General features: G+C 39.2%; 25 protein-coding genes. 14 read left to right on the top strand and 11 right to left on the bottom strand.

Annotated features, from left to right (window positions below; all coding sequences use genetic code 11):
• The first annotated feature begins 15 nt into the window (after positions 1-15).
• Genes upp through AWM73_RS09180 form a run of 3 tightly spaced genes read left to right on the top strand, consistent with a single transcriptional unit; the run spans position 16 to position 2,207 of the window.
• On the top strand, positions 16-657 hold the full coding sequence (gene upp / locus AWM73_RS03675; RefSeq protein ID WP_060778123.1) for a uracil phosphoribosyltransferase: 642 nt from the start codon (positions 16-18) through the stop codon (positions 655-657).
• 54 nt (positions 658-711) lie between these two features.
• Positions 712-2,025, top strand: a complete 1,314-nt coding sequence (murA, locus tag AWM73_RS03680) for a UDP-N-acetylglucosamine 1-carboxyvinyltransferase (protein WP_060778124.1) — start codon at positions 712-714, stop codon at positions 2,023-2,025.
• Entirely contained in the window at positions 2,022-2,207 is a 186-nt protein-coding gene (locus AWM73_RS09180) for a DNA-directed RNA polymerase subunit beta (RefSeq protein ID WP_060778125.1), read from the top strand. Before murA ends, AWM73_RS09180 begins: the two co-directional genes overlap by 4 nt.
• A gap of 74 nt (positions 2,208-2,281) precedes the next feature.
• Here the strand turns inward: AWM73_RS09180 and rnjA are convergent, their stop codons facing one another.
• From rnjA to trhA, 3 genes are all read right to left on the bottom strand, one after another.
• A complete protein-coding gene (gene rnjA / locus AWM73_RS03690) occupies positions 2,282-3,955 on the bottom strand; it encodes a ribonuclease J1 (RefSeq protein ID WP_060778126.1) in 1,674 nt (557 codons plus the stop codon).
• Positions 3,955-4,173, bottom strand: a complete 219-nt coding sequence (locus AWM73_RS03695; RefSeq protein ID WP_060778127.1) for a DNA-dependent RNA polymerase subunit epsilon — start codon at positions 4,171-4,173, stop codon at positions 3,955-3,957. The genes rnjA and AWM73_RS03695 overlap by 1 nt, the downstream gene beginning before the upstream one ends.
• A gap of 133 nt (positions 4,174-4,306) precedes the next feature.
• Positions 4,307-4,984, bottom strand: a complete 678-nt coding sequence (gene trhA, locus AWM73_RS03700) for a PAQR family membrane homeostasis protein TrhA (protein ID WP_060778128.1) — start codon at positions 4,982-4,984, stop codon at positions 4,307-4,309.
• 174 nt (positions 4,985-5,158) lie between these two features.
• On the opposite strand from trhA, the gene AWM73_RS03705 reads away from it, so the two are divergent.
• Complete coding sequence (locus tag AWM73_RS03705) at positions 5,159-6,316, top strand: YcjF family protein (RefSeq protein ID WP_060778129.1); 1,158 nt, start codon at positions 5,159-5,161, stop codon at positions 6,314-6,316.
• Positions 6,317-6,435: 119 nt separating this feature from the next.
• Here the strand turns inward: AWM73_RS03705 and AWM73_RS03710 are convergent, their stop codons facing one another.
• From AWM73_RS03710 to AWM73_RS03720, 3 genes are all read right to left on the bottom strand, one after another.
• The gene (locus AWM73_RS03710) at positions 6,436-8,031 is read right to left on the bottom strand and encodes an ABC1 kinase family protein (RefSeq protein ID WP_060778130.1); all 1,596 of its coding nucleotides are present in this window, start codon (positions 8,029-8,031) and stop codon (positions 6,436-6,438) included.
• Positions 8,032-8,245: 214 nt separating this feature from the next.
• A complete protein-coding gene (locus tag AWM73_RS03715) occupies positions 8,246-8,512 on the bottom strand; it encodes an MbeD/MobD family mobilization/exclusion protein (protein WP_060778131.1) in 267 nt (88 codons plus the stop codon).
• A gap of 20 nt (positions 8,513-8,532) precedes the next feature.
• Complete coding sequence (locus AWM73_RS03720; protein ID WP_060778132.1) at positions 8,533-8,826, bottom strand: HesB/YadR/YfhF family protein; 294 nt, start codon at positions 8,824-8,826, stop codon at positions 8,533-8,535.
• 203 nt (positions 8,827-9,029) lie between these two features.
• Between AWM73_RS03720 and AWM73_RS03725 the strand changes: the two genes are divergently transcribed.
• The 3 genes from AWM73_RS03725 to AWM73_RS03735 are packed head-to-tail and all read left to right on the top strand — an operon-like array spanning position 9,030 to position 11,912.
• A complete protein-coding gene (locus tag AWM73_RS03725) occupies positions 9,030-9,785 on the top strand; it encodes an acyl-[acyl-carrier-protein] thioesterase (RefSeq protein WP_060778133.1) in 756 nt (251 codons plus the stop codon).
• 15 nt (positions 9,786-9,800) lie between these two features.
• Positions 9,801-10,733, top strand: a complete 933-nt coding sequence (gene coaA / locus AWM73_RS03730) for a type I pantothenate kinase (RefSeq protein ID WP_060778134.1) — start codon at positions 9,801-9,803, stop codon at positions 10,731-10,733.
• Positions 10,734-10,745: 12 nt separating this feature from the next.
• Entirely contained in the window at positions 10,746-11,912 is a 1,167-nt protein-coding gene (locus AWM73_RS03735) for an AI-2E family transporter (RefSeq protein WP_060778135.1), read from the top strand.
• A 433-nt stretch (positions 11,913-12,345) separates the two neighbouring features.
• Here AWM73_RS03735 and AWM73_RS03740 read toward each other — a convergent pair whose 3' ends face one another.
• On the bottom strand, positions 12,346-14,145 hold the full coding sequence (locus tag AWM73_RS03740; protein WP_060778136.1) for an ABC transporter ATP-binding protein: 1,800 nt from the start codon (positions 14,143-14,145) through the stop codon (positions 12,346-12,348).
• The gene (locus AWM73_RS03745; RefSeq protein WP_060778137.1) at positions 14,135-15,871 is read right to left on the bottom strand and encodes an ABC transporter ATP-binding protein; all 1,737 of its coding nucleotides are present in this window, start codon (positions 15,869-15,871) and stop codon (positions 14,135-14,137) included. Before AWM73_RS03745 ends, AWM73_RS03740 begins: the two co-directional genes overlap by 11 nt.
• Positions 15,872-16,254: 383 nt before the next feature.
• Between AWM73_RS03745 and AWM73_RS03750 the strand changes: the two genes are divergently transcribed.
• The 5 genes from AWM73_RS03750 (at position 16,255) to AWM73_RS03770 (ending at position 20,401) form a co-directional block, all read left to right on the top strand.
• Positions 16,255-17,262, top strand: a complete 1,008-nt coding sequence (locus AWM73_RS03750) for a uroporphyrinogen decarboxylase family protein (protein WP_060778138.1) — start codon at positions 16,255-16,257, stop codon at positions 17,260-17,262.
• Positions 17,252-18,106, top strand: a complete 855-nt coding sequence (locus tag AWM73_RS03755) for a transporter substrate-binding domain-containing protein (RefSeq protein ID WP_060778139.1) — start codon at positions 17,252-17,254, stop codon at positions 18,104-18,106. The genes AWM73_RS03750 and AWM73_RS03755 overlap by 11 nt, the downstream gene beginning before the upstream one ends.
• 158 nt (positions 18,107-18,264) lie before the next feature.
• Positions 18,265-18,957 (top strand): amino acid ABC transporter permease, encoded by a 693-nt coding sequence (locus AWM73_RS03760; RefSeq protein ID WP_060778140.1) that lies wholly within the window; start codon positions 18,265-18,267, stop codon positions 18,955-18,957.
• A gap of 4 nt (positions 18,958-18,961) precedes the next feature.
• A complete protein-coding gene (locus tag AWM73_RS03765) occupies positions 18,962-19,651 on the top strand; it encodes an amino acid ABC transporter permease (protein ID WP_060778141.1) in 690 nt (229 codons plus the stop codon).
• A 12-nt stretch (positions 19,652-19,663) separates the two neighbouring features.
• Positions 19,664-20,401 (top strand): amino acid ABC transporter ATP-binding protein, encoded by a 738-nt coding sequence (locus AWM73_RS03770; RefSeq protein WP_060778142.1) that lies wholly within the window; start codon positions 19,664-19,666, stop codon positions 20,399-20,401.
• Between the two features lie 79 nt (positions 20,402-20,480).
• Here the strand turns inward: AWM73_RS03770 and AWM73_RS03775 are convergent, their stop codons facing one another.
• Positions 20,481-22,109, bottom strand: a complete 1,629-nt coding sequence (locus AWM73_RS03775; RefSeq protein WP_060778143.1) for an ABC-F family ATP-binding cassette domain-containing protein — start codon at positions 22,107-22,109, stop codon at positions 20,481-20,483.
• Positions 22,110-22,299: 190 nt separating this feature from the next.
• On the opposite strand from AWM73_RS03775, the gene AWM73_RS03780 reads away from it, so the two are divergent.
• A complete protein-coding gene (locus tag AWM73_RS03780) occupies positions 22,300-22,947 on the top strand; it encodes an HAD family hydrolase (RefSeq protein WP_060778144.1) in 648 nt (215 codons plus the stop codon).
• A 105-nt stretch (positions 22,948-23,052) separates the two neighbouring features.
• Here the strand turns inward: AWM73_RS03780 and AWM73_RS03785 are convergent, their stop codons facing one another.
• Together AWM73_RS03785 and AWM73_RS03790 are read right to left on the bottom strand one after the other, a co-directional pair.
• Positions 23,053-23,622 carry a low molecular weight protein-tyrosine-phosphatase gene (locus tag AWM73_RS03785; protein ID WP_060778145.1) on the bottom strand — a complete coding sequence of 190 codons (570 nt, stop codon included), beginning with the start codon at positions 23,620-23,622 and terminating at the stop codon, positions 23,053-23,055.
• Positions 23,612-24,520: a Cof-type HAD-IIB family hydrolase gene (locus AWM73_RS03790; RefSeq protein WP_060778146.1), complete on the bottom strand. Its 909-nt coding sequence runs from the start codon at positions 24,518-24,520 to the stop codon at positions 23,612-23,614. The genes AWM73_RS03785 and AWM73_RS03790 overlap by 11 nt, the downstream gene beginning before the upstream one ends.
• 109 nt (positions 24,521-24,629) lie before the next feature.
• Between AWM73_RS03790 and AWM73_RS03795 the strand changes: the two genes are divergently transcribed.
• On the top strand, positions 24,630-25,304 hold the full coding sequence (locus AWM73_RS03795) for a uracil-DNA glycosylase (RefSeq protein ID WP_060778147.1): 675 nt from the start codon (positions 24,630-24,632) through the stop codon (positions 25,302-25,304).
• The last annotated feature ends 2 nt before the right edge of the window (positions 25,305-25,306 follow it).

Below are 25,306 nucleotides of genomic sequence, written 5' to 3' on the forward strand. Positions count from 1 at the left end.
AAGAAGGAGTTTCTTATGAACAAAGAAGGATTACATATTGTTAACCACCCCTTAGTACAACACAAATTAGCGATTTTACGCGATAAAGACTTAGGGAGTAAGGACTTTCGTGAATTGGTTGATGAAATCACGGTTTTTGTTGGTTATGAAGCGACACGTGACTTGCCATTAAAAGAAGTTGAAGTCGAAACCCCGATTACAAAAACGACTCAAAAAATGATTACTGGTAAAAAGATGGCCATTGTTCCTATTCTTCGGGCTGGCTTAGGGATGGTTGACGGAATCCTATCTTTGTCACCAGCCGCTAAAGTAGGCCATATTGGTATGTATCGTGATGAAGAAACTCTAGAACCACACGAGTATTTCTTTAAAATGCCTAGCGACATTGAAGAACGTCAAGTACTTGTTGTAGACCCCATGTTAGCAACAGGTGGATCAGCTATTCTAGCCATTGAGGCCTTGATGAAACGCAATGTTTCGCCTGCCGATATTAAGTTCTTATGTATGGTTGCTGCTCCTGAAGGGGTAGAAGCTTTACAAGCAGCTCATCCAGAAGTGGAAATTTATACAGCAGCTCTTGACGAAAAGCTCAATGAAGATGGCTATATTGTTCCTGGTTTAGGGGACGCTGGTGACCGCTTATTCGGTACCCTTTAATTTAAGGAAAAAGTTTCGTTAGAAAGCATAGGAAAATGGATGGTGTCTAAATAAATGGAAACGATGGTCGTTAAAGGCGGTCAGCGCTTAGAAGGAACTGTACAAGTCGATGGAGCCAAAAACACGGTGCTTCCTATTTTGGCTGCGACATTATTAGCTGAAGAAGGAAAAAGTGTTATTGAAAATTGCCCTTTATTTTCTGATGTCTATTTGATGAATAAGGTTTTAGATTACCTTGATGCGCAAGTGGACTTCGATGAAGCAGCCGGAGTGATAACAGTGGATGCTAGTGGGGCTATCCAAAGTGAAGCGCCTTTTGAATTTGTCAGTAAGATGCGCGCCAGTGTCGTCGTTATGGGACCTTTATTAGCTCGCTTAGGTTGTGTCAAAGTGGCCATGCCAGGTGGTTGTGCTATTGGCTCACGGCCCATTGACTTACACATTAAGGGCTTTGAGGCCCTGGGAGCTAAGGTGACGACCGAAAATGGTTATATTGAGGCTCGTTGTGATGAATTAGTCGGGACCGATATTTATCTGGACTTCCCTAGTGTAGGAGCAACTGAAAATATTATGATGGCGGCAACTTTAGCCAAAGGGGACACCATTTTAGAAAATGTTGCCAAGGAACCTGAAATTGTTGACTTGGCTAATTTCCTCAACCGTATGGGAGCAAGGATTTCTGGTGCTGGTACCGATATTATTCGGATCCGCGGCGTGGAATCCTTGCATGGAACCAAGCATGCCGTTATCCATGATCGTATTGAGGCTGGGACATTTATGGTGGCTGCAGCAGTCACTGGGGGCAATGTCCTGGTTAAAGACGCGGTAGCAGAACATAATCTCCCTTTAATCTCTAAATTAAAGGAAATGGGTGTTCAAATTGAAGAAGAAATGGAAGGGATACGGGTTATTGGCCCGAAAAAATTAAAGGCCACAAATATAAAAACCATGCCTTATCCCGGTTTCCCTACAGATATGCAGGCTCAATTTAGCATTGCCCAAGCCATCGCCCATGGAAGCTCAAAATTAGAAGAGACCGTTTTTGAAAATCGTTTTATGCACTTAGAAGAATTAAGACGGATGAACGTTTCTTTTAATATTACCAGTGATACCGCGACGATTGATGGGCCTAACCACTTACAGGGGGCAGCAGTTGTGGCAACTGATTTACGTGCAGCAGCAGCTCTTATTATTGCTGGTTTAGTGGCAGAAGGCATTACTAAAGTAAGTAAACTAGAGTATCTCGACCGTGGCTACGCTAATTTTGATAAAAAATTGCAAGCTTTGGGAGCTAAGGTGATTCGGCTTGATCTTGATAAATATAGTCAGGAAGAAATTGAAAGCCGCTTAGATGAGGTTGGATCATGAATAAGGAGCTTTTAGTTAGTCGATTTCAAAACCTTTTTAAGTGGTTGCTGATTTGCCTCTTAGGAATGGTCCTTTTATTTTTAATTGGATTATTACTTGGCTATGGTATTAGTAGTGACCACCAGCTATTTAACGTCTTTAACCAAGAAGTTTGGAGCCATTTATACGCTTTCTTTCAATAAAAACTAAAAGAAAAGGAGCGACTTCAGTGAAAGATTATTCACTGAAGTTGCTCCTTTTTTACTTGACCATTGGCTTAAACCGGCATGATAACAGGTAGAATCATTGGATTACGTTTGGTACGCTTGTGTAGGAAAGGATAGAGAGCATTTTGAATACTATCACGGAGTATCTTCTCATTGACTTCCTTTCCTGAGTTGAGATGACCAATAACCGTCGTTTGAACAACCTTTTGGGCATCTTTAATTAAGTCGCCAGATTCACGCATATAAATAAATCCACGTGAGACAATGTCAGGACCTGCAACTAATTCGTTATTTTCAAAGTTGACGGTAACGACAACGATAACGATACCATCCTCGGAAAGATTATGCCGGTCACGGAGGACAATATTACCGATATCACCGATCCCCTTACCATCAACATAGACAGCATCAGCAGGTACCTTACCAGCTTCTCGCCAGGAGTCTTGGGTTAGGGCAGCAACTTGTCCATTATCATGGATGATGACATTTTCTTCAGGTACACCAACAGCTTGGGCGGTTTCACCATGAACACAAAGCATGCGGTACTCCCCATGAACAGGCATAAAGAATTTTGGTTTCATCAAGCGAAGTAATAGCTTTTGCTGTTCTTGACTAGCGTGTCCAGAGGTGTGGACGTTATTAATCTTACCGTGAACCACTTCAGCTCCAGATTCTAGTAACTTATTAATCAGGTTATTGACACTGGATAAGTTACCAGGTATTGGGGAAGAAGAAAATACGACGGTATCTGTTGGGTGTAAGGTCACTTGACGGTGGGTGCCATTAGCAATCCGACTTAGGGCAGCTAGTGGTTCCCCTTGAGACCCTGTACACATAATCATGATCTCGTTATCCGGATAGTCGTTAATTTCTTTTGATTCAATGAAGGTACCTTCTGGAATATTAAAATAGCCAATTTCTTGGGCATTGCGGAAGGCGTTCTCCATTGAGCGCCCAAAAACAGCGATTTTTCTGCCAGTGTTGACTGCTATTTCTATGGCTTCACTTAACCTGGAGATATTAGAAGCAAAGGAAGCAAAAATGATTCTGCCTTCGATTGGCGTCATAATATCTTTTAATGAATTGGACACATAGTGCTCAGACATGGTCCAACCAGGAACTTCAGAGTTGGTTGAATCGGCTAATAAGAGTAAGAGCCCCTCATCACCGATACGAGCCATTTTGTGCAAGTCTGCATGCTTACCAATTGGAGTAAAATCGAATTTATAGTCTCCTGTGAAAGCAACTGCTCCAACGGGAGTCTTAACTAAAATTCCCTTGGCGCCAGGAATTGAGTGGTTTACTGTGAAGAATGAAACGGATGTTTTATCAAAATTAATGACAGATTCGTCATCGATTTCATGTAAAATCGCGTCACCTAATAAACCATGTTCTTCTAATTTACCTCGAATTAAAGCCAGTGCTAATTGATCAGCATAAATAGGAAAATTCACTTGTTTTAATAACCATGGAATTCCACCAATATGGTCTTCGTGGCCATGGGATACAAAGATTCCTTTTACCTTATCTTTATTCTCAATGAGGTAGCTATAGTCTGAAATTACATAATCGATGCCAAGTAATTCATCGTCAGGAAATTTAACCCCATTATCCATAATAATGATTTCGTCTTGGTATTGGACTACGTACATATTTTTCCCAATTTCGCCAAGACCACCAATGGCAAAGACATAAACTTCATTATCTTTTACTTCAAAACTCATTATTTATCAAACTCCGTAAGATGAAAATCTGGGCTTTTTTGTTCATAGGCCAGATGGGCTTCATCTAATGCTTGGATGTGTTCAACGAGATAAGGGGTATTTTCTCGTAATTGTTGGCGTACATCGATAATGCTATCGGACTCGATATAGAGTGCTTGAGTTTTTTCACGAACAGGTGCTTCGTTAGCTTTTTCTTGATAAGTCACCTTAAATATCATAAAATTCTCCTTTTCTAGTATTTATTAGCTTGTTTATTGGAATTGAATCAATATCGCTTGTTCTATTTTAGCATAATGACAGAGCTTTGCCTAAATAAAGTTGTCCTAGCATGTTCCAGCTTAATTAGTCGAGTTAAACATAAAAATAAATCGATATAAATTGGCAGGCGGTCCCTAATAGAACGAATAGATGCCAAATTGTATGGAAATAGACATATTTATGATCGAAGCGATAGAAGGAAGTTCCTAGCGAATAAAAAAGTCCTCCGGCTAAAAGCCAGAGAAGGCCAGCCAGAGATACCGACTGGATGATTGGGTAAACAATAAAAACAGCTAGCCATCCCATACTTAGGTAAATGTAGGTTGAGTATTTTTTTAACCATTGCCGCTTATAAATTTCACAATAAAGGCCTAAGACTACAATCAACCACTCGATGAAGAAAATTAGCCATCCTAGGGAGTTGTTTAAAGCAATTAAACAGAAGGGGGTGTAGGATCCAGCAATTAAGAAATAGATGCTACAATGATCGAAAAAGCGGAAGACTGGGGCTACCTTGGTGAAATAGAGAGCATGGTACATGGTTGAGAAGAAATATAAGTTAATCATCGACAAGCCATAAATTGTGTAAGCCATTAGCCGGTTAAGCTCTTGAAATTGGAAAGCTTTGCTAATTAAAAGTCCCGTACCAATTAAGGCTAACAGTAAGCCGATGCCATGGCTAATCGCACTAAAAATTTGACTTGTTACTTGATAGGACCGCGAATTCAATATCTGGGGATTTGAAAACAAGAGGTTTTGTTGTTTTTCCATGGTCATCCTACTTTCCATTAAGCTCACTTTATAATTATATAATAACACAAGTCCTTAATCGGTGTTGGAGGAAGAAAATCTGGAGTTTGTCTTGCAAGCTTGAGTTAAAGTCGTCCTAATTTATCTTTAATAACGTCTTCTGCTATAATTGTAGGGAACTGAGGAGGTAGCAGAATGGCATTTAATCCTAAAAACTTTGATTTTTCACTCGCAGACGATTTACTTAACCAGGCCGGCGATACTATTAATGAAATGGAAAAAATTGAAATTCTCGTCGTTGGAAAAACTGGTGTGGGTAAAAGTACTTTAATTAATAATATCTTTCGAGAAGAACTGGCTAAAACGGGGGTAGGAAAACCCATCACCCAACATATTCAAAAGCTTAGTAAAGAAGACATGCCCATCAATTTATATGATAGTCGGGGACTAGAGCTTTCAAAAGAAGTGCAAAAGCAAATTAAAGAAGAAATTAATGCTTTACAAGCTGATCTCACTAAAGAGGGCAGTCATTTGCACGCAGCTTATTACTGTATCAATGCGAATTCTCAACGGATTGAAGAAATGGAAATTGACTTGATTGAGCAGCTCGCTGACCATATGCCAGTTATTGTCGTTTTGACCCAATCAATTGGTGAAGCGGGTGATACCATGAAGGCTTATATTGAAAGTCTTAATTTACCTATCCAGGGTGTCATTCCAGTCATGGCAGCCGATTACAGAATTAATGACCAAGTCACTATTGAAGCTTTCGGCTTGGAAGACTTACTTAATTTAACTTTCTTAGTTATTCCAGAAAACGTTCATCCCGCTTTTACCAATGCTCAACGGATTGATATTAAACGGAAGGCCAAGGCTGCTCGCCGTTGGGCAAAAAAGTCAGTAGCCATGACTTTTGGAGTCGGTTTTTCCCCGATCCCTTTCTCTGACGCCACTTTGCTCGTGCCAATTCAAATTACTATGCTAGCTAGGATAACAGCTATTTTCGGCATCTCTATGCAAAGTAAGCAAGTCATTAGTATCCTAGGGGCAGTGATCGGGACTGGTGGGGCGACTTATATCGGTCGAACCATTGCATCAAATTTGGTGAAGTTTATTCCAGGTTTAGGATCTGCCTTAGGGGGTCTTATCTCGGGTTCGACTGCTGCTATGGTGACGACTGCCTTAGCTATGTCCTATATTGAAGTATTAACCATTATTGCAGAATCGGAGGCTAAGGGCGAAGAAATTTCCCTTGAAAGTCTTAATAAACTAATGAAAACGCACTTTAGAAAACGCCTAAGACGCGGGAAGAAGGATAAAGACTTTCAAGATGTCGAAGACATGAAAGATTAATCCTCATGCGAAGAGCGTGAGACTAATTTTTTATCGATTGACTAGACATGTTAAAAGAATAAATGAGGAAAACCAGGGGATGAGCCAAAAGCTCCATTCTCCTGGTTTAATATTACCTATTATTTTTTTCTTGAACGAACAAAGGAATAGAGCAGATAGAGCCCAAGGACTACTCCCATGACAAAGAATAGTAGGGCAATATTGCCAGCATAGTGGCTATTGTTTTGGGAAACAATAAAGCCAGATGAGATGATTATCGCTGACAGAATGAGGGCTGTAACAATCCGATTAATGATCTGATTAAGTTCTTTGGTTAACTTTTTAATTTCTCGCATAGAAATATTTATTGTCGTACGGCCCTTAATGAATTCCGAGAGGGCCTGATTAGCTTGCTGGGGGAGAGAAATACCCGATCGCAATAAACGAGTTGATTCCCGGAGCAAGTGATCCTTGTTTAGTAAACGACTTTGTTCTAATAAGGAGTGGTGGAAGGTAAAATCCATAAAAATGGACATAAAGTCAAATTCAGGATTCAAGGATTCGCAGATGCCTTCAAGGATAATCACGGTTTTACTTAGCTGGACGAATTTGGTGGGAAAGGTTAGCTTATATTTCAAAGCTGTTTTCATCACTTCTTGGAAGATTTCGCCGATATCGATAGCCTCCAAGCCGGTGGTAAGGTAGCGATCAAATAACCACTGAACATCCTTATACAGGCTATATTGGTCAGTAATCCGCGGCCCTTTACAAATGATTTGGAGGAGGCGGACTAATTCATCAATATCCTTAAAAGCCAGGGCCTCTAATAAATTAATTAATAACTTTTGATCAGAAGAGGAGAGTGATCCCATCATGCCTAGATCAATAAAATAAATTTTTTCTTGGCTAATGAGAATGTTTCCAGGATGGGGGTCAGCATGGTAAAAACCATCCTCAAATACTTGGTAAAGAAAAGAATAGACCAGCTTTTCGGCGATATTATTCAAGTCATAGCCCAATTCTTTTAGTTTTGTAACATTGCCAATAGAATCCCCCTCAATATAATCCATTACTAATACTTTATGAGTGGTTAACTCCTCATAATAAGTAGGCACGCAGATTAGGGAACGCTTTTCATGATTGTTTTGAAAACGCCGCATGTTATTCGCTTCATTTAAGAAATCCATTTCTAAGAGACTTTGCTGACGAATTTCCTGGAGAATAGCCACGGGGTCAGAGATAATATTGGTGAAAATAGTAGGAATTTTATTGATGACATGAATAAATAAATCAATATCAGAGATTAATTGTTCTTTGATCTGGGGGCGTTGGATTTTAACCACGACTTCTTGCCCACTTTGTAATTGGGCCCGGTGGATTTGGGCAATAGATCCAGTAGCCAGGGCTTTTTTATCAAAAGCAGCGAAGCACTGTTCAGGATTTTCTCCCAATTCTTCTCTAATAATTTGCTCGGCCTCTTGATAGGGAAAGGGAGGGGCAGAGTGTTGGAGCTTTTGCAATTCCAAGATGTAAGGCTCAGAGAGGAGGTCATTTCGAGTGGAGAGTATTTGACCGATTTTAATAAAAGAAGGCCCCAAGGCTTCAAAAGCCTGTCTTAAATTTTTGGCACTTTCCTGGATATCCAGTTTTTTAAAACTACGCTGGTAAACTTCTCCAAAACCAAAGTTAGCTAAAACTTGAATAATTTCACTTAAGCGATGTGTACTACTTGCCATGTGATCACTTCCTAAAAAAGATGGGTATCAATAATTACTCGGCCCAGTCTTGTTCTAGTAAAAGAAAAAAAGTCCTCAATGAGTTAATTTACTCTTGAGTGACGCCTAAGCCAAATATTTATCCTTGAATTCTGATTAATCAATTTTTTTCTATGGCGAGCCAGCCTTATGAAAAAACGCTTACCTAGTAGATAAGCGTTCAGAAAACGTTATTTTAGATCTCATTTAATTTTTCTGATAACTGGTTCACTTGGTCAGATAAGTTATCCACTTGTACTTGCAAGGATTCGATTTGTTCTGAAAGGGATTGTTTATGAGTTCGGTCGGTAAAGCTACGTTTTAAGTCTTCAGTCATTTCTTTACCTTCTTGGACGGTTATTTGTCCCTTATCAATAGCCTGTTTGATCATTTCTTGAGCCTTCTCTAGGGTTAGGCTGGTTCCACCGACAGCAGCTAAAAATAATTTTTTTAGATTATCCATAATTTGATTACCCCTTTTAATTAGTCATCAACAAAAGTAAATAATAATTTTTCTTCTTCTTCATCGTAGTCGACTTCTAGAGAGTGATCATTGTAAAACCAAGCATCATCTTCTTCAGCAAAGAAGGTGATGCCATCGATTGTTTCACTTACCAGTATTTTCTGCGGTTGACTGACTTGAACCATTACCGATACACCTTCATGAATGTTGGTTTTTCCATAAACTTTACTGGTGAAGCGGACAGCATCCCCGGGACCTAAATCCATTTCTTCTTTGAAAAAATTTAATGCCTGATCACTAATTCGAATTTGCATATTTTCACTCCCCTGTATCTTTTAAACTAGCTTCATTATAGATGAAAAGAGAATACTTGACTAGTCATAGGCTTGGCCTTCCAAATGCTTGAGTTTATTAAAGCTTTTCTTATTTTATTATTTATTTATAGGAGTGTTAAATGCTATAATGAAAGTCGATATATTCTAAATGTTCAAGTACAATTTTGTGAAGAAGGGGTTCAATGGCAGCGTCTTATCAAAAAGATATTATTATCAGTCAGGGTCAATGTGATCAAGAAGGTCGTATTCAGATTAAGAGCCTCATTGCTCTCTTTTTAGCCCTTTCTGCTGACCACGATCAAGCCCTAAAGCAGGCCGGACTTTGGTCGCTGGACTCGCGTTATATCTGGGTAATCGTTGAAAATCAGTTAAGGATTAACCGTCTAGCCAAATACAATGAATCTGTCACTGTGACCACTGAGTTGGCAGGGGCTAACGCCTTCTTTGTAAAAAGAAACTTTACTTTAGTTGATCAAGAAGGAGCCCTTATAGCCAAGTGTACCATGGTATATACTTTGATTGATTTTGTCAGTCGTCAAATTGAACGGGTGGATACGCATTCCTTAGATGCTAAGCTAGGAATTGATGTTAGCAAGCGCATCCGATTGAATAAAATTAAATTTTCACCAACAGGAGATGCCGATTTGCTGAGTGAATTCTTAGTTGATCACCAGGCGATTGACCAGAACAAGCATGTCAACAATTTAGTCTATCTGGATTGGATATTTAGGCAAGTAGGTCAAGAATTGATAGAGAGCTGGCAGGTGAAAGATTTGACCATTATCTATAAGCACGAGCTTTATGAGGGGGATCGCGGCTGGTTAAAATCAGAAATCAATCAAGACGGCGATAAGCAGTTATTGACTAAGCATAAGATAGTATCCTTTGATGACAATATTCATGCAAGTGTTGAAATAACTTGGAATAGAAAAGACTAGTAAGGGGTTTAGGGAATGGCTTTCAATAATATGTATCATATTATTGATCGTGACGATTGGCATGCTTATCGTGACGAAATTACATCTGATATTAATGTGAAATTAACCGAAAAGCAATTAGAGGCTTTGCTTGCTTTTAATGACCATCTGACTTTAGAAGATGCTAATGATATTTATCAGCCTCTCACACAATTAATTAGTATATACTTTAAAAATTATCAAAGGTTGATTAGCGAACGCAATCAATTTTTAGGGATCAATGATAAAATACCGCCTTTTATTATTGGGATATCGGGAAGTGTTGCCGTTGGTAAAAGTACTACAGCGCGTTTATTGCAACTCTTTTTATCGCAATTTTTTCCCTATCTAGATGTTGAATTAATTACTACCGATGGTTTTTTATATCCTAATGAGCAATTAGAACATTGGGATTTAATGCACCGTAAGGGCTTTCCGGAAAGCTATGATATGCATGAATTAAAGAAGTTTTTCATGGCTGTCAAGAGTAACAAGCAGCGGCTCAAAGTGCCCTTGTATTCTCATGAGAGTTATGACCGGATTAATGCCTATCGAGAAATTAAATCGCCCCATATTCTCATTGTTGAGGGGATCAATGTTTTACAATTCGTTGGATCAGACCAGTTTTTTATTGGGGAATATGCCGATCTATCTATTTATGTTGATGCCGATACTGAACTCATTGAAAAATGGTATATGGAACGTTTTATTTTACTTCGTGAAAATGCCCAGAGAGATCCCGCTCACTACAACCAACGTTATAGTAAGATGTCATTAGATGATGCTTTACGTTCAGCTAAACGGACTTGGGAAAACATTAATTTAGTTAACCTGGAGGACTATATTTTACCCACTCGAGATCGGGCAGACATAGTGATTCACAAAATTGAAAATCACTATATTGATTCAATTAGAATGCGACGCTATTAGGAGAAATGAAAAATGAATTTTGAAAAGAATTGGATAAAAGTTTTTAGTGGAATAGCCATTCTTTTGGCGGCCCTTTGGATAATGAATAATTTAAATATTATCAGTAATTTTATGGGCCAGATTCAAAATGTAATTAGTCCATTTTTAGTTGGGGCAGCAATTGCCTTTATTCTATCGATTCCGGTAAATTATATTGAAAAATACTTAAAAAGAATCGATTATTTTAAAAGACATCGAAAAACTTTGCGTGGCTTAGCCATTGTCCTTTCCTTGATTCTTATCGTCTTATTGATATACTTTTTAATCTTCTTAGTCCTACCTGATTTTGAAGATACGATCACTTCATTTATTTCTATTGTTCCTACGACAATCAGTCAAGTCATCTCGAAGGTCATGCGTTTTATTGACCGTCATCCTGAATTAGTGACTTATATCCAACAGTTGGATATCAATTTAAATAATTTAGCCCAAAGAGCCATCGCCTTCGTGCAATCCTTAGCTACCAATTTGCTTTCACAAACTTTTACCATCGGTATTGGCCTGGTGAATAGTCTGTTTAACTTATTTATTTCTTTGGTTTTTGGGATTACTGTGGTTTCGGCCAAGGAAACTTTAACCAGACAAGTAAAGAAAGTCATCTATGCCATTTGTAATTTACCTTGGGCAAATTACTTAGTCAATGTGGGAAAGTTAGCCAATGATGTTTTCACTAATTTTGTTAGTGGCCAGGTTCTTGAAGCTTTTATACTTGGAATTATGGTTTATATTGGCATGTTAATTTGTCATTTTCCATATGCTTTAACTATTTCAGTGATAATGGGGGCTTCGGGTTTGATTCCTATTTTTGGAGCGATCTTCGGAGCAGTTGCTGGGGCCTTGCTAATCGTTGTGACTAGTCCGACCAAAGCGATCCTATTTATCATTTTTATAACTGTTGTGCAACAACTGGAAGGAAATATTATTTACCCTCGTGTTGTTGGGGGGAGCGTTGGTTTACCTGGTTTGTGGACTTTGGTCGCCGTGACTGTCGGCGGTGCCTTCTTTGGCTTACCAGGAATGTTACTCAGTGTCCCTACGGTATCGGTAATATACCAACTCACAGCAGCCACCATTAATCATCGACTCGATCTGAAAGAATTAGATATTGAAACTTGGAGCGCAGAAATTGATCCTAAATAAGAGAAAGGAGAGTGTGACAAAAGTCAAAAGAGCCCTGAACCGCTTCGCATACTATATCTGTAACTCGCTTGCGCTTCGAACAGCTATAGCAACTGGAGCGAACTATGGTAGATAGTTGCAAAACTATTGCACATAGTTCGTAGTTGGGTTCGACTTGGCAGACTTGGAGTGATTTCCCAAGTCAGAAACAAGCGAATACTTCGCTTTTATTCTGACTTGCTCCAATCATCCAAGCCTAGGTGCCAAGTCTCACACCCTGTATGAAGTGGACGTCAGGGCTGACTTTTGGAGCACGTTTTGAATAGATAGTTCGTGTTTTAAAAATGAGCCTGGGACTTTTGTCCCAGGCTCTTTCTTATACAATATTTTAATGGTTTTTAGTAAAGCTAGCAGCAAGAAAACTTATAGTCATCGTTATTAAAGAATGAATTCGCTAATAGCCCATGTGAATTTCTGCGGCACTTTCTTGGTTAAATTGACTATTGTAAAGATCCGCATAGAAACCGTCTTTAGCCATGAGACTATCATGGTTACCGTGTTCGATAATATCACCATTTTTCATGACTAGTATGATGTCGGCATTACGGATGGTTGATAGACGGTGGGCAATGACGAAGCTGGTCCGGTTCTCCATGATACGGTCCATTGCAGATTGAATTAATTGCTCTAAACGAGTATCAACCGAGGAAGTTGCCTCATCGAGAATAAGAATATCAGGATCAGATACGATCGCTCGGGCGATGGTCATGAGTTGTTTTTGACCGAGGGAAACATTACTTCCTTCTTCGTTAATTTCCATATCATAGCCGCCAGGTAGTGTCCGGATAAAATGATCAACATTGGCTATCTTAGCAGCATCAATCACTTCATAATCACTGGCTTCTAAATCACCAAGGCGAATATTTTCACGGATAGTATCTGTATAGAGCCAGGCATCTTGTAGGACCATCCCAATATGGCTTCTCAAATCGTGTCGGCTGATGTCCTTGATATTAATGCCATCAATATTAATTGACCCGTCCAGGACATCGTAGAAGCGCATGAGTAGGTTAATCAGGGTGGTTTTACCTGCTCCAGTGGGACCAACAATGGCAACTGTTTGACCGGGTTCTACGGTAAAGGAGACATCGTGCATTAAGATATTATCCTCATCATAGGCAAATTTCACATGGTCAAAGCTGATTTGTCCCTTAATGGTTAGAGGGAGATGTTCAGCCACTGGTTTTTGGTAAACTTCTTCTTCACCAAGGAAAGTGAAGATCCGCTGACTGGCCGCTACGGCACTTTGAATCACCCCGATAAGTTGGGTGATGGTTTGGATGGGTTGGTTAATTTGCCAGACATATTGGACAAAGGCTTGTAAGTTACCAATGGTTAATTGTTGGATAAAGACGAAATAAGCACCGAGCCCCGTGATTACAATATAGGCTAAATTAGAAATAAAGCTTAGGATGGGTTGGAGGATTTCAGCTAAGAATGCGGCTTTAAAGCCAACTTCTTGCAGATTTTGATTACGTTTTTCAAATTCATCAACCGACTCATTTTCTTTGTTATAGACCTTTATTTCGGTGTAGCCGGATAATTGTTCTTGAGTATAGCCAAAGAGGTGTCCCAAAGCATCTGCTTGTTTTTTAAAGATTGGCTGGGAGTAATTCAAAATAGTTTTTGCACTCAAGTAAGTGATAGGCATCGAGATGACACTAACCAAGGCCAGCTTCCAATGCAAAATAAACATACTGATTAAGGCAAAACTAATTTGTAAAACGCCGGTTAATAGGGGAAGAACTGATTGCTGGAGGGCATTGGATAAGGTATCCACATCGTTAGTCATACGGCTAAGAATATCGCCCGTTTGATTTTTATCGAAATAGGAAACAGGTAGGCGATTTGCTTTATGGCTAATGGCATTACGCAAATCATAAATCGAATGCTGGACGACATCAGTTAACCAGTATTGACTGAGGTAAAAAGAACCATGGTAGAAGATCCCCCGTAGAAAGTAGAGGGCCATGATCTTTAATAAGTAGTCATAGTTAATCCCAGCTCCCGGCACATTGTTCATGATGTCTAAGACATTTTTAGAGATTTCAGTAATTGCTAAGCCTAGGACAATTGGTTCAAGGACATTTGATAGACATAGAACGATTGTACAAATAACACTTAAACTGAACTTAAAGCGGTAGGGAGAAATAAAGTGCCAGAGACTCTTCATTAATTGACGATTATTCTCCATATTCTAATTCCTCCTTGGTAAGTTGTGACGAAGCAATTTCATAATATAGCGGAGAGGACTTTAATAGTTCCTTATGGGTGCCTTTTGCGGCTATTTGACCATGGTCTAAAACGATAATTTGATCAGCATTGATGATGGTGCCGACTCGTTGGGCAATAATAATTGTTGTCGCGTCTTTCGTTTCTTCCTTAAGCGCCAGGCGTACAGCAGCGTCAGTTTTATAATCCAGAGCGGAAAAACTATCATCAAATATATATATTTCCCGGTCCCCAATAATTGAACGGGCAATGGATAGGCGTTGGCGCTGGCCCCCAGATAAATTAGTGCCGCCTTCGGTCAATTCGGTATGGTAACGAGTCGCCAGCCGATTGATAAATTCACTAGCCTGTGCGATCGAAGTCGCGTGGTCCATATCTTCCTCGTCAGCATCAAATTTACCATAGCGGAGGTTGGTGGCAATCTGACCAGAGAAGAGATTGGCCTTTTGAGGGGTATAACCAATCTTTGAACGTAATACTTGTAAATCTAAGTCACGAATATCAATACCATCGAGCTTAATTTCACCACTGGAAACATCGTAAAAACGGGGAATTAATTTAACAATGGTTGACTTTCCTGAGCCGGTAGAACCGATAAAGGCGATGGTTTCACCAGCTTTTGAAGAGAAACTAATATCTCTTAGGACGGGTTCATCAGCATCCGGATAAGCAAAGTCGACGTGATTGAATTCTAAGCGCCCACTACCATCAGTCTCCATAATCGGATTTTCAGGGTGAGGGACGGTTATTGGTGTATGCATGACTTCATCGAGTCGCCCCGCCGAAACCACTGCTCGTGGATACATCATGAAAATATTAGCAAAAATAGTTAAGGAGAAGAGGGCTAGCCATACGTACTCAATAAAGGCAACTAAGGTCCCTACTTGAACACTCCCCCTAGCGGCAAAACCGGCACCAAACCAGACGATTAATATGATAGTAATATTCATGATTAATGAAAAGAGAGAGGGCGTAATGGCCATAGTTTTAAACAGACGACTAGAGTATTGCCGGTAAGTATGGTTGACTTCTTCAAAACGTTCTTCGAAAAATTGTTCCCGGTTAAAGGCACGAACGACTCGAGTACCAGTAATATTTTCTCTTAGAATCCGGTTAATACTATCTAAAGTTTTTTGTTGGGCACGGGAAATTGGTAAGGTTAACCAAGCAATAATGATAATCATGGCCACTATCATAGGTGCCACGGGGAAAACATACAAACCTAATTCGGGCGAAGTTCGTGTAATCATATAAATACTAATAATGATCATCACTGGTGCTGTTGCCAAGGTTCTAAGAGTCATTTGAGTAAACTGCATGAGAATAAAGGCATCGGAAGTCATCCGGTTGGTTAAAGACGGTACCCCGTAGTCTTGAAACTCGTGATGAGAAAGCTTAAGCATCTTTTTAAATAAATCATTACGTAAATTCATTGTCATCATTGTTGACAACTTACTAATAAAATAAGAGCCAAAAATCTGTCCAGCAATGCCTAAACAAGAAATAAAGAGCATAATTGCTAGGAAAAAGTATAGGTTGGATAAATCACCTGGTATTAAGGCGTTATCAATAATCATTGCTAACATGGTCGGTAAACCTAGGTTAACCACTGAAAACATCAACATACCCAGGAAGATAAATACTAACTCTTTCTTAAAGGGTTTGATATAAGACCAAATATATTTCATAAAAACTCCCCTCAATAGATAAACTATTTACCATCATAAAAGACGATAGAAAATTAGACAATAATTGTTTTCACACTAAATATATAATAAAAAAAGAAACATTGATAGCCCCATTTATCTGCCTTTCAGTCTAGGATTATGCCTAACTTTGGGACCTTTTTTATTGTAATCAACTCAAGGACCGGGCGAACGTATTTGATCGAGCGGGAGTGTATCAGATTTGATCGAAAGATAGATTATCATTTTTAACTTAAAACTATTGATTTTTAGGTCGTCCCTAACTAATATTAAGTCAATAAAAAATATAACTTACAAAAAATTAGTTAAACTTCAGTTTTATTTATTTGGGGAATTGGAGTTTTACTAGTAAGGAGGAAAACAAAATGAGTAAGAAGGAATTAGTAAAAACAGTCTTTGATGGCCATCAAGCTGAGCGGACGCCGGTTGGTTTCTGGCACCACTTTGTAGAAGATGTTTACCATGCTAATGCGTTGAAAGATGATCAAATCAAACCAGCTAATTTAGCTGGCCACCAACAATTTCTTAAGGACATTGAGCCTGACTATATAAAGATAATGACTGATGGTTATTTTCAATATCCTAATGAAAAGTTACAAAAAGCTGAGCATTTATCGGAAGTTGGAGAAATTGAACCGCTAGCAAATGATGATCCTTGGATTCAAGAACAAATTCAGTTTGCCAAGGAAGTCGAAGCCCTACATAATAACCAATTGTATAGTTTTTATAATATTTTCGGTCCACTAACTACCTTCAAAATTTTATATGATGACCAAGATGAACGTGTCAGCCGGTTCTATCAGGAAGATCCTGAACTTTTCGCAAAAATTTTAAAAGTTATTGCGGGAGATATTCAAAAGGTCATTGAAGGGATCTTATCAGAGACTACCGTTGATGGCATCTATTATTCTACCCAAGATTTACAAAGCGATGATTTCACTGACAAAGACTTCATTGAACTGGTTAAGCCATTGGATACGGCTTTATTAAATCGTGCTAAAGAACTTAAACCTCATCATATCCTCCATGTTTGTGGTTACTTAGGCGCCCATAACCGATTAGAAAAATTTGCTGACTATCCAGCCAGTGCGGTTAATTGGGCAACTGGTCCGGAAAAATTATCAATTGAAGACGGCAAGAAGATTTTTAAAGATAAGGTTGTTGTGGGTGGTTTCCAAAATACAGCAGATGACCTCATTTACAAGGGGACAGAGGAAGAAATTAAAGCTTATACCAAGCAATTAATTAAAGAAGCTGGCGATACGCCTTATGTGATTGGCGCAGATTGTACTATTCCTGCAGATACACCAAGAGAACATTTTGAATGGGTTCGCCAAGCAAGTATAGAGGAGGCAGCTGAAAATGAAAAATAAAAAATTATTTATCGGTATTTTAGTGGCGGTAGTCGTTGTATTAGCCAGCTTCTTAATCAGAAACCGGAGTAATGAACCAAGTAAAGAAAATGCACGTAATGTGAAGGTTGCTTTTTGGCAAAATTATTATCCCTATAATTTCGTGAATGATAAGGGCGAAGCCGATGGTTATGAGGTTGCCGTTTTTAGAGAAGTTGAAAAGAAGTTGCCTCAGTACCACTTTGACTTTGTCCCCACCTCTAATGAAGACTTACTCATTGGCTTAGAGTCAGGCAAGTATGACGCAGGGATTAAGGGATGCTGGTATACCGATGAGCGGGCTAAGAAGTTTATTATTCCTAAAAACTATCATGGGGCGAGTGTGATTGGGTTGACCATTCGTTCCGAAGATAAGGATAAATATAAAAACATCGATGATTTCGCTAAGGCAAAGGGGAGATTAGTTCCTATTTCGCCACAAAACGGTCAATATGATGTGATTCAAGATTATAATCAAAAGAATCCTGATCATCCTATTGATTTGGTTCCTGCTGACCAATTTGACTTATCCGATGCCTATGGTTGGGTGCTTGAAGGACGTTATGATGCTTACTTCTCTATTGACTTATCCTATAAAAAGTCTGTAGAAGATGAAGATGGTCCTTATCATGATAAAGCTGATCAATTGACTTATGTGACTTATAAAGGGATTCCAATCTATCCTTTATTTGAACGGACTGATGAAAATGAACAATTAGTCAAGGATTATGATCAAGCGATTAAAGAACTCCGTGAAGATGGTACATTAGAAAAATTATCCCAACAATACTTAAATAAAAATGTATTTGATTATATTAAAGATTAAAAATGGCAATCTGATGTAAGACGAGGATGTGTTACTTAGCCCTGATTAAGTCTAGATGAAATGAAGTCTTCTGAATAATTATTTTCAGAGTAAGCAGTCAGTTCAATCTAAGTTTCAGGGCTATTGCCATTCACTGACTAGTGTAGAAAGGAGATAATATGGTTAATTTTGATGTAAAATCCATATTCCCTTTATTTAAGGAATTGATACCATTTATACCAGTATCATTATTTATATTAATTATTTCCTTTACCCTTGGCAATTTACTAGGAGTTATTCTAGCTTATGGCTTAGAGGCAAAGCAAAGATGGTATCAGCAAATAACCAAGACTTATATATTTATTATGCGCTGTACGCCACCGATAGTGATGATATTTCTAGTGTTTTATGGTTTACCCCAGCTATTGAAGTGGTGGCTTAAGATTAACATTCATGATTTCTCACAAGCAGTCTTTGTCATTATTGCCTTAACTTTGTTATATGGAGCCAATATTTCTGTTGTGTTCAAAGCAAGTTATGATGCGGTCAATAAGGGGCAAAGAGAGGCTGGCTTAGCCTTAGGCCTGTCAGAAGCTAGGACTTTCTTTAGAATCATACTACCTCAAGCCTTAAGGATTGCCCTACCCAATATTGGTAACTCGACGGTTTCTTTATTAAAAAACACTGCCCTAGCTTATACCATTGGATTAATTGATGTCATGGGGGCAGGGCAATTATTTATTAATCGAAATATGGGGAATTTTTCCTTAGAAACAGATTTGGCAGTAGCCATTATCTATTGGATTATTGCCGGATTAATTATGGTTTCTATTCATCTATTAGAAAAAGAAATTTCTAAAGGGGAGGTATAGGGCGATGAATTGGGATTTTATTATTGATACTTTTTTTGCTTCCTTAAAAGGAATTCCTGTGACCCTTAGTATTATGCTGGTAGCGGTAATATTTTCTATCGCTCCTGCTTTATTGTTTGCCTTAGCTTTACAGAGGGAGCTGCCAGTCATTAGTAAGTTTATTCAAGTTTACTTAGCGATCATTCGCGCTACCCCATTAATAGTTCTTATTCTGTTCTTTTACAGTTTACTGCCTAGCCTTTTAAATCAATTCACCAACTTAATTCATGTTAAGGTGGACGTCTTTAATTTTAATCCGATTATCTATGCCTATATTATCTTCTCCTTAATTGCGCTAGCTTCCTTAACCGAGATCTTTCGGTCTGCCTTAATGGCCGTTGATTATGGTCAATGGGAAGCAGCCTTAAGTGCTGGTTTAAGTCCCTGGAAAAGTTTTGAAAGAATTATTTTTCCCCAATTGCTTAAAGTGGCCTTACCTTCATTTATTAATTTAATTATTGAACTAGTTAAGGGAACTTCTTTAGTCTTTGTGATGACGGTGCAAGATATCACAGCTATTGCAAAGACTGCAGCTGCCTATTCCTATAATTTTACCAGTGCTTATATTGTTATCTTTGTGATTTATTTAATACTTTGTGGCTTAATTCAATATCTTGGTCAGGTCATTAATAAGTATTATTTATCCCATGCCTAGGAGTGATTAATGATGTTAAATGTTAAAAATATCCACAAATCCTTTCTTGGTCAAAAAATATTGAAAGGAATCGATTTAACGGTTGATTCTGGAGATGTGATTGCTATTCTGGGCCCTAGTGGGTCAGGAAAGACCACCCTTTTACGGTGTTTAAATTTCTTAGAAAAGGCAGATCATGGTGAATTTGGCCTCTTAGGAGAGCATTATGACTTAAGCAAAATTACTCGAAAAGAGATTTTGAAAATCAGACAACATATTGGTTTCGTGTTTCAAAATTATAATTTGTTTAATAATAAAACGGTATTAGAAAATCTGCTAGAACCCCTGGTTACAGCGCGAGGCTGGGCAAAGGATGAAGCAGTTGCTCGAAGTGAAGAAATCCTTGACTGGGTAGGGATGGCTAAACTCAAGGATCGCTATCCTAATCAGCTCTCCGGAGGACAACAACAAAGAGTGGGGATCGCTAGAGCAATCGCACCTAGTCCTGATCTCATCCTGTTTGATGAACCGACTTCAGCTTTAGACCCGGAATTAGTCGATGGGGTTTTAAATATTATGACTGAACTCGCGAAAAAGGGAACTACCATGGTCGTTGTGACCCATGAAATGTCCTTTGCTAAGAATGTTGCTGATCGTATTATATTTATGGAGCAGGGAGAAGTGATTGAAGAGGGCGATCCTTACAGTTTCTTTAATGCTCAGAAAAATCAAAGAGTTCATAAGTTTCTCAATGTCTTAGATCGATTTTAAGATGATGTCGTCCAAAAAGGCCCGCGCTAGCTTTGTCAATGAGCTAGTGCGGGCCTTTAATGGTGCCTGAAATGCTATCTTATTGATATAAGGCATCTACCCGAGCTTGGGTATCCTCGTTATTAAGATATTCTTCATATCCGGTCTCAATCCGGTCAACTAAGCCGTTAGGACTGACATGGATCACCCGGTTTGCAATGGTTGAAAGAAATTCTCTATCGTGGGATGAGAATAATAGGACGCCTTTAAAGCGGATTAAGCCATCATTCAAGCTGGAAATCGATTCCAGGTCAAGATGGTTAGTCGGATTATCCATAACCAGGACGTTAGCCTTGGAAAGCATCATTTTAGAGAGCATACAGCGGACTTTTTCGCCCCCAGATAGCACATTAACGTGTTTATTCACGTCATCACCGGAGAAGAGCATCCGTCCTAAGAAACTTCTCAAGAAGGTATTGTCTTGTTCTTCAGGTGTTTTAGCATATTGGAAGAGCCATTCTAATATTGATTGGTCGCTGTTATCAAACTCTTTTGAGGTATCACGCGGCAGGTAACTTTGACTGGTGGTGACTCCCCACTTGAAGCTACCGGAATCAGGCTCCATTTCTCCCATTAAAATTTGGAAAAGGGTAGTCACTGCCACATCATTGCGGCTAACAAAGGCTACCTTATCATCGTTTTTCAGATGGAAGGTAATATTATCTAGCACTTTGACGCCATCAATTGTTTTAGAGAGGCCTTCAACGGTTAAGACGTCATTACCTATTTCACGTTCTGGTTCAAAGCCAACATAGGGATACTTACGGCTAGATGGTTGAATATCATCGAGCTCGATCTTATCCAGCATTTTCTTACGGGAAGTTGCTTGCTTTGATTTGGAAGCATTGGCTGAGAAACGAGCGATAAAGGCCTTTAATTCTTTGACCTTTTCTTCCTTTTTAGCATTGGCATCGGCTTGTAATTTGGCGGCTAACTCACTGGATTGCTTCCAAAAATCATAGTTCCCCACGTAAAGTTTAATTTTACCAAAGTCAACATCACAGATATGGGTACATACTTGGTTTAAGAAATAGCGGTCATGGGAGACCACGATAACTGCGTTAGGGAAGTTAATAATATACTCTGCCAACCATTCAATAGAATCTGCATCTAAACCATTGGTCGGTTCATCGAGTAAGAGAATATCAGGATTTCCAAAGAGAGCTTGAGCTAAGAGCACTTTCACTTTGTCACGTTCTTCGAGGTCACTCATTAGTTGATAGTGTTTGTCTTCTGCAATCCCTAAACCTTGGAGTAATTGCGAAGCTTCAGATTCAGCTTCCCAGCCATTCATTTCAGCAAACTGTGCCTCAAGTTCACCAGCACGAATACCATCTTCCTCACTGAAGTCACTTTTTGCATAAATGGCATCTTTCTCTTCTCTTATTTGGTAGAGTTCTTTATTTCCCATGATGACTGTATCAATTGGGCTATATTCTTCAAAGGCAAAGTGGTCTTGGTTTAAAACCGAAATTCGCTCGTTGGCTTCTTTACTGACTTCACCAGTAGAAGGGGCAATTTCTCCCGATAATATTTTAAGAAAAGTTGACTTTCCGGCCCCATTGGCACCGATGATACCATAGCAATTCCCGGGATTAAATTTTAAATTGACATTGTCATAAAGTTTGCGGTCAGAAAAATGTAGGCTAACATTTGAAACTTGTAACATGATGATTCCTCACTTTTTTTGATGATCGAGTAGTTTCAGTCACTCATACTGACTAATCATAACGAATTAAAACTTTGATTGCAAACAGTAAATGAGAAGAAAAAGCTCTAATTTGTCCTGATAAGGGCAGTGTGATATGATAAAAATGTAAGCGATTTATATAAATACATGGAATGAAGGAAGTGACCCAGTGAAATCAGTTGTTATCTTTGATATGGATGGAACCTTAATTGATACCGAATCTGTCTACCTTAAGGCCTATCAAGAGGTTTTTCAAGCGCGAGGAATAGAATTTACCGATCAAGAATACATTGACCAGCATGCTGGTCGAACAGCAGCAGCCTGCTTACAGGCCCTAGTGGAAAAAACGGGCAGCCAGGATTTAGCCAAAACGCTTTTCAATGAAGCTGAGCAAAGATTTGTTGAAATTGAGGCTGAATCCGGTATTGACAATAAAGCCGGTTTACTAGAGACTATCGAGGCTCTTAAAGACATGGAAGTTACCATCCATGTGGCTTCTTCCAGTAATCGCTCAGAAGTGATTTCCAGGTTAAAAGGAGCTGGAATTAGTTCATATATCGATGGTTTTACTTCTGGGGATGAAGTCACACATTCTAAGCCTCATCCTGAAATCTTTTTAAAGGCCTTAGAGAAGACGGGGCAAAGTAAGGATAGTGCTTTAATCATTGAAGACTCGGTAGCGGGGGTTGAAGCTGGTTTTCGTTCGGGAATTGATACCATCATGGTGCCTGACTTAGTCGCAGCTAGTGAGAAAAATAAGGCGCAAGCGCTTGTCATTGTTGACCGCTTAGACGATATCCTTAACTATGTCAAATAAGCTGGCTAAAGCACTTTACTAGCAGTATAGGATGTAATTAAACTGAATATTTTATTTAATTCTAATACAAAAGCGACAGGATTCTAATTCCTGTCGCTTTTGTGTTTATTGAATTTTACTATCAGCGGCTGAATGATGCATTGTATTATTTTGGAGGTAGTGAATAATTTTATCAGTTCCTCGGTCAATTTGTTGGTAGGTGGTTTGAAAGTCTTTGGTTAACATTGGATCATCAACGTCAGTCTGTTCCTCAAGGAAATTAGAGAAAGGGACAATTTTGGAAAAATAACTTTCCCCTAGACGCTCTCTAGTAGCATCATAGATGGTAGTATCCATACAGATAATCAAGTCAAAACGCTTAGCATCCATGGGCTTGAGAAGGCGACTCTTTAGTCCTTGATAGGGTATTTGATGTTCCTTGAGCAGCTGTATCACTCGAGAGTCAGCCTTATCACCATTGCGCCAATTCTCAATGGAGGCTGAATCAACCCTTATGGGAGTGTTTAAATGAGCTTGCTTAATCTTTTCACGGAGCAAGGCTTCAGCTAAGGGGGAACGACAAATATTAGCCAGGCAAACAAAAAGTATGCTTTTGCCTTTTGGGGCAAATACTTTTTGCCAGCTAGACTTTAGCCACTCTTTAAGCTTCTGCCAGTTAGGGGACTTAGTCTCCATAAGGTGCCTTATCCCATTGCGTATTAGTCTGACTCAAATCCAGGGCTTTATAGATGGCATCAGCGACACCGCCTTCGTTATGAGGACCGGTGACATAGTCTGCAATTTCTTTAACGGCGGGATCAGCATTAGCCATAGCGAAGCTATAGCCGGCCATTTCCAGCATTTTTAGATCATTCAAATTATCCCCAATAGCCATGATATTTTTAGGATTGTAGCCATGGGCTTGGCAGTACTTGGCTACAGCTCCCCCTTTGTTAGCTGTCTTAGCTGAAATTTCCAAGTTTGACTTAAAGGAAGAAGTGATATAAATGTTATCATAGCGCTGACTTAATTCCTGCTGAATCGGGTGGAGGACTTGCGGTCCCTTTTCATGAATAAATACTAATTTGAGGATGTGCTGGCCTTCTTCTTCAATGAGGTCAGTTAAATCATCAATATATTCAATGGAGTTAACCTCATTCGATTGGCTGGCCCGACTAAGGGTTTCTTCAAAGCTCAATTCAGGAGACATTCTTTGAATCATATCTGCAATGTAATGAAGGCGTTGGTGCTTTGAATTGGAGTAGACGTTCTTTGAGGTCATGGCTTCCATGTAATAGCCATGTTCGTGTCCGTAGTGAATAATCTCTTTAGCGACTTGGTCATCTAAGTCAATTTCATACTCTACCTCACCTTCTCGGTCAAAAAGAATGGCACCATTTAAACCGATAATCGGGCAACGAATACCGGCTTCGTCTAAGAGTACCTTGGCTTCATGGAAGTTTCTTCCGGTAGCAACGATAAATGGGATACCTAATTGGTAGGTATGCATGATGGCCTCACGATTGCGTGGGTGGATATGCATGGTTTCGTCCAATAGTGTTCCGTCCATATCAGAAACAATTAATTCCAGCATAAAAATCTCCTTTTTTTTATAAAATCCGTTATAACTATGGCTATTGTAACATTTTAAAAAATGGTAGACTAGGTATAAGTTAAGTGATAAAGGAAAGGGGAAATCAAGCGTGCATACAATCATTAACAACCAATGGCAAGAGGCCTTAGATCCAGTTTTTGAAAGTCCTGCTTACCAAAAACTAAGAGAGTTTCTAAAAGATGAATATCGTAGTCAGGTGATCTACCCAGATATGTGGCATATCTATGAGGCCTTTAAGTTAACCCCTTTTGACCAGGTAAAAGTCGTTATTTTGGGGCAAGACCCCTATCATGAACCCCATCAAGCCCATGGACTAAGCTTTTCGGTACAGAAAGGGGTGGCGATTCCGCCTTCCTTAAATAATATCTACCAGGAGCTAAGTACTGATGTTGGTTTTCAACCAGTTCATCATGGCAATTTAACCGAGTGGGCCGAGCAGGGGGTCTTATTATTAAACTCTGTTTTAACGGTACGTCAAGGGAAGGCCCATTCACATCGCGGTCGGGGTTGGGAAGAAGTCACCGACTTTGCTATCCAACAATTAAATAAGCGTAATCAACGAGTTGTCTTTATCTTATGGGGAAATGCAGCTAAGTCGAAGAGACGATTTATCGATGAAAATAAGCATGCTGTTCTAACCTCTGTCCATCCTAGTCCCTTATCAGCTTACCGAGGTTTCTTTGGGTCCCGACCCTTTTCCAAGGCTAACCAACTCTTAATTGAGAGCGGACAAAGTCCAATTAATTGGCAACTCAGTGAATAAAA

This window comes from Aerococcus urinae (assembly GCF_001543175.1).
Lineage (GTDB): Bacteria > Bacillota > Bacilli > Lactobacillales > Aerococcaceae > Aerococcus > Aerococcus urinae.

Bases quoted from the DNA above. Each gene is read 5' to 3' on its own strand.
- AWM73_RS03765 (WP_060778141.1), top strand. From the start codon at position 18,962: ATGAATTGGGATTTTATTATTGATACTTTTTTTGCTTCCTTAAAAGGA.
- AWM73_RS03770 (WP_060778142.1), top strand. From the start codon at position 19,664: ATGTTAAATGTTAAAAATATCCACAAATCCTTTCTTGGTCAAAAAATA.
- AWM73_RS03715 (WP_060778131.1), bottom strand. From the start codon at position 8,512: ATGGATAATCTAAAAAAATTATTTTTAGCTGCTGTCGGTGGAACCAGC.
- AWM73_RS03735 (WP_060778135.1), top strand. From the start codon at position 10,746: ATGAATTTTGAAAAGAATTGGATAAAAGTTTTTAGTGGAATAGCCATT.
- trhA (WP_060778128.1), bottom strand. From the start codon at position 4,984: ATGGAAAAACAACAAAACCTCTTGTTTTCAAATCCCCAGATATTGAAT.
- AWM73_RS03785 (WP_060778145.1), bottom strand. From the start codon at position 23,622: ATGGAGACTAAGTCCCCTAACTGGCAGAAGCTTAAAGAGTGGCTAAAG.
- AWM73_RS03745 (WP_060778137.1), bottom strand. From the start codon at position 15,871: ATGAAATATATTTGGTCTTATATCAAACCCTTTAAGAAAGAGTTAGTA.
- AWM73_RS03740 (WP_060778136.1), bottom strand. From the start codon at position 14,145: ATGGAGAATAATCGTCAATTAATGAAGAGTCTCTGGCACTTTATTTCT.
- rnjA (WP_060778126.1), bottom strand. From the start codon at position 3,955: ATGAGTTTTGAAGTAAAAGATAATGAAGTTTATGTCTTTGCCATTGGT.
- AWM73_RS03750 (WP_060778138.1), top strand. From the start codon at position 16,255: ATGAGTAAGAAGGAATTAGTAAAAACAGTCTTTGATGGCCATCAAGCT.
- AWM73_RS03790 (WP_060778146.1), bottom strand. From the start codon at position 24,520: ATGCTGGAATTAATTGTTTCTGATATGGACGGAACACTATTGGACGAA.
- upp (WP_060778123.1), top strand. From the start codon at position 16: ATGAACAAAGAAGGATTACATATTGTTAACCACCCCTTAGTACAACAC.
- AWM73_RS03760 (WP_060778140.1), top strand. From the start codon at position 18,265: ATGGTTAATTTTGATGTAAAATCCATATTCCCTTTATTTAAGGAATTG.
- AWM73_RS03725 (WP_060778133.1), top strand. From the start codon at position 9,030: ATGGCAGCGTCTTATCAAAAAGATATTATTATCAGTCAGGGTCAATGT.
- coaA (WP_060778134.1), top strand. From the start codon at position 9,801: ATGGCTTTCAATAATATGTATCATATTATTGATCGTGACGATTGGCAT.
- AWM73_RS03705 (WP_060778129.1), top strand. From the start codon at position 5,159: ATGGCATTTAATCCTAAAAACTTTGATTTTTCACTCGCAGACGATTTA.
- AWM73_RS09180 (WP_060778125.1), top strand. From the start codon at position 2,022: ATGAATAAGGAGCTTTTAGTTAGTCGATTTCAAAACCTTTTTAAGTGG.
- AWM73_RS03720 (WP_060778132.1), bottom strand. From the start codon at position 8,826: ATGCAAATTCGAATTAGTGATCAGGCATTAAATTTTTTCAAAGAAGAA.
- AWM73_RS03710 (WP_060778130.1), bottom strand. From the start codon at position 8,031: ATGGCAAGTAGTACACATCGCTTAAGTGAAATTATTCAAGTTTTAGCT.
- AWM73_RS03695 (WP_060778127.1), bottom strand. From the start codon at position 4,173: ATGATATTTAAGGTGACTTATCAAGAAAAAGCTAACGAAGCACCTGTT.
- AWM73_RS03755 (WP_060778139.1), top strand. From the start codon at position 17,252: ATGAAAAATAAAAAATTATTTATCGGTATTTTAGTGGCGGTAGTCGTT.
- murA (WP_060778124.1), top strand. From the start codon at position 712: ATGGAAACGATGGTCGTTAAAGGCGGTCAGCGCTTAGAAGGAACTGTA.
- AWM73_RS03775 (WP_060778143.1), bottom strand. From the start codon at position 22,109: ATGTTACAAGTTTCAAATGTTAGCCTACATTTTTCTGACCGCAAACTT.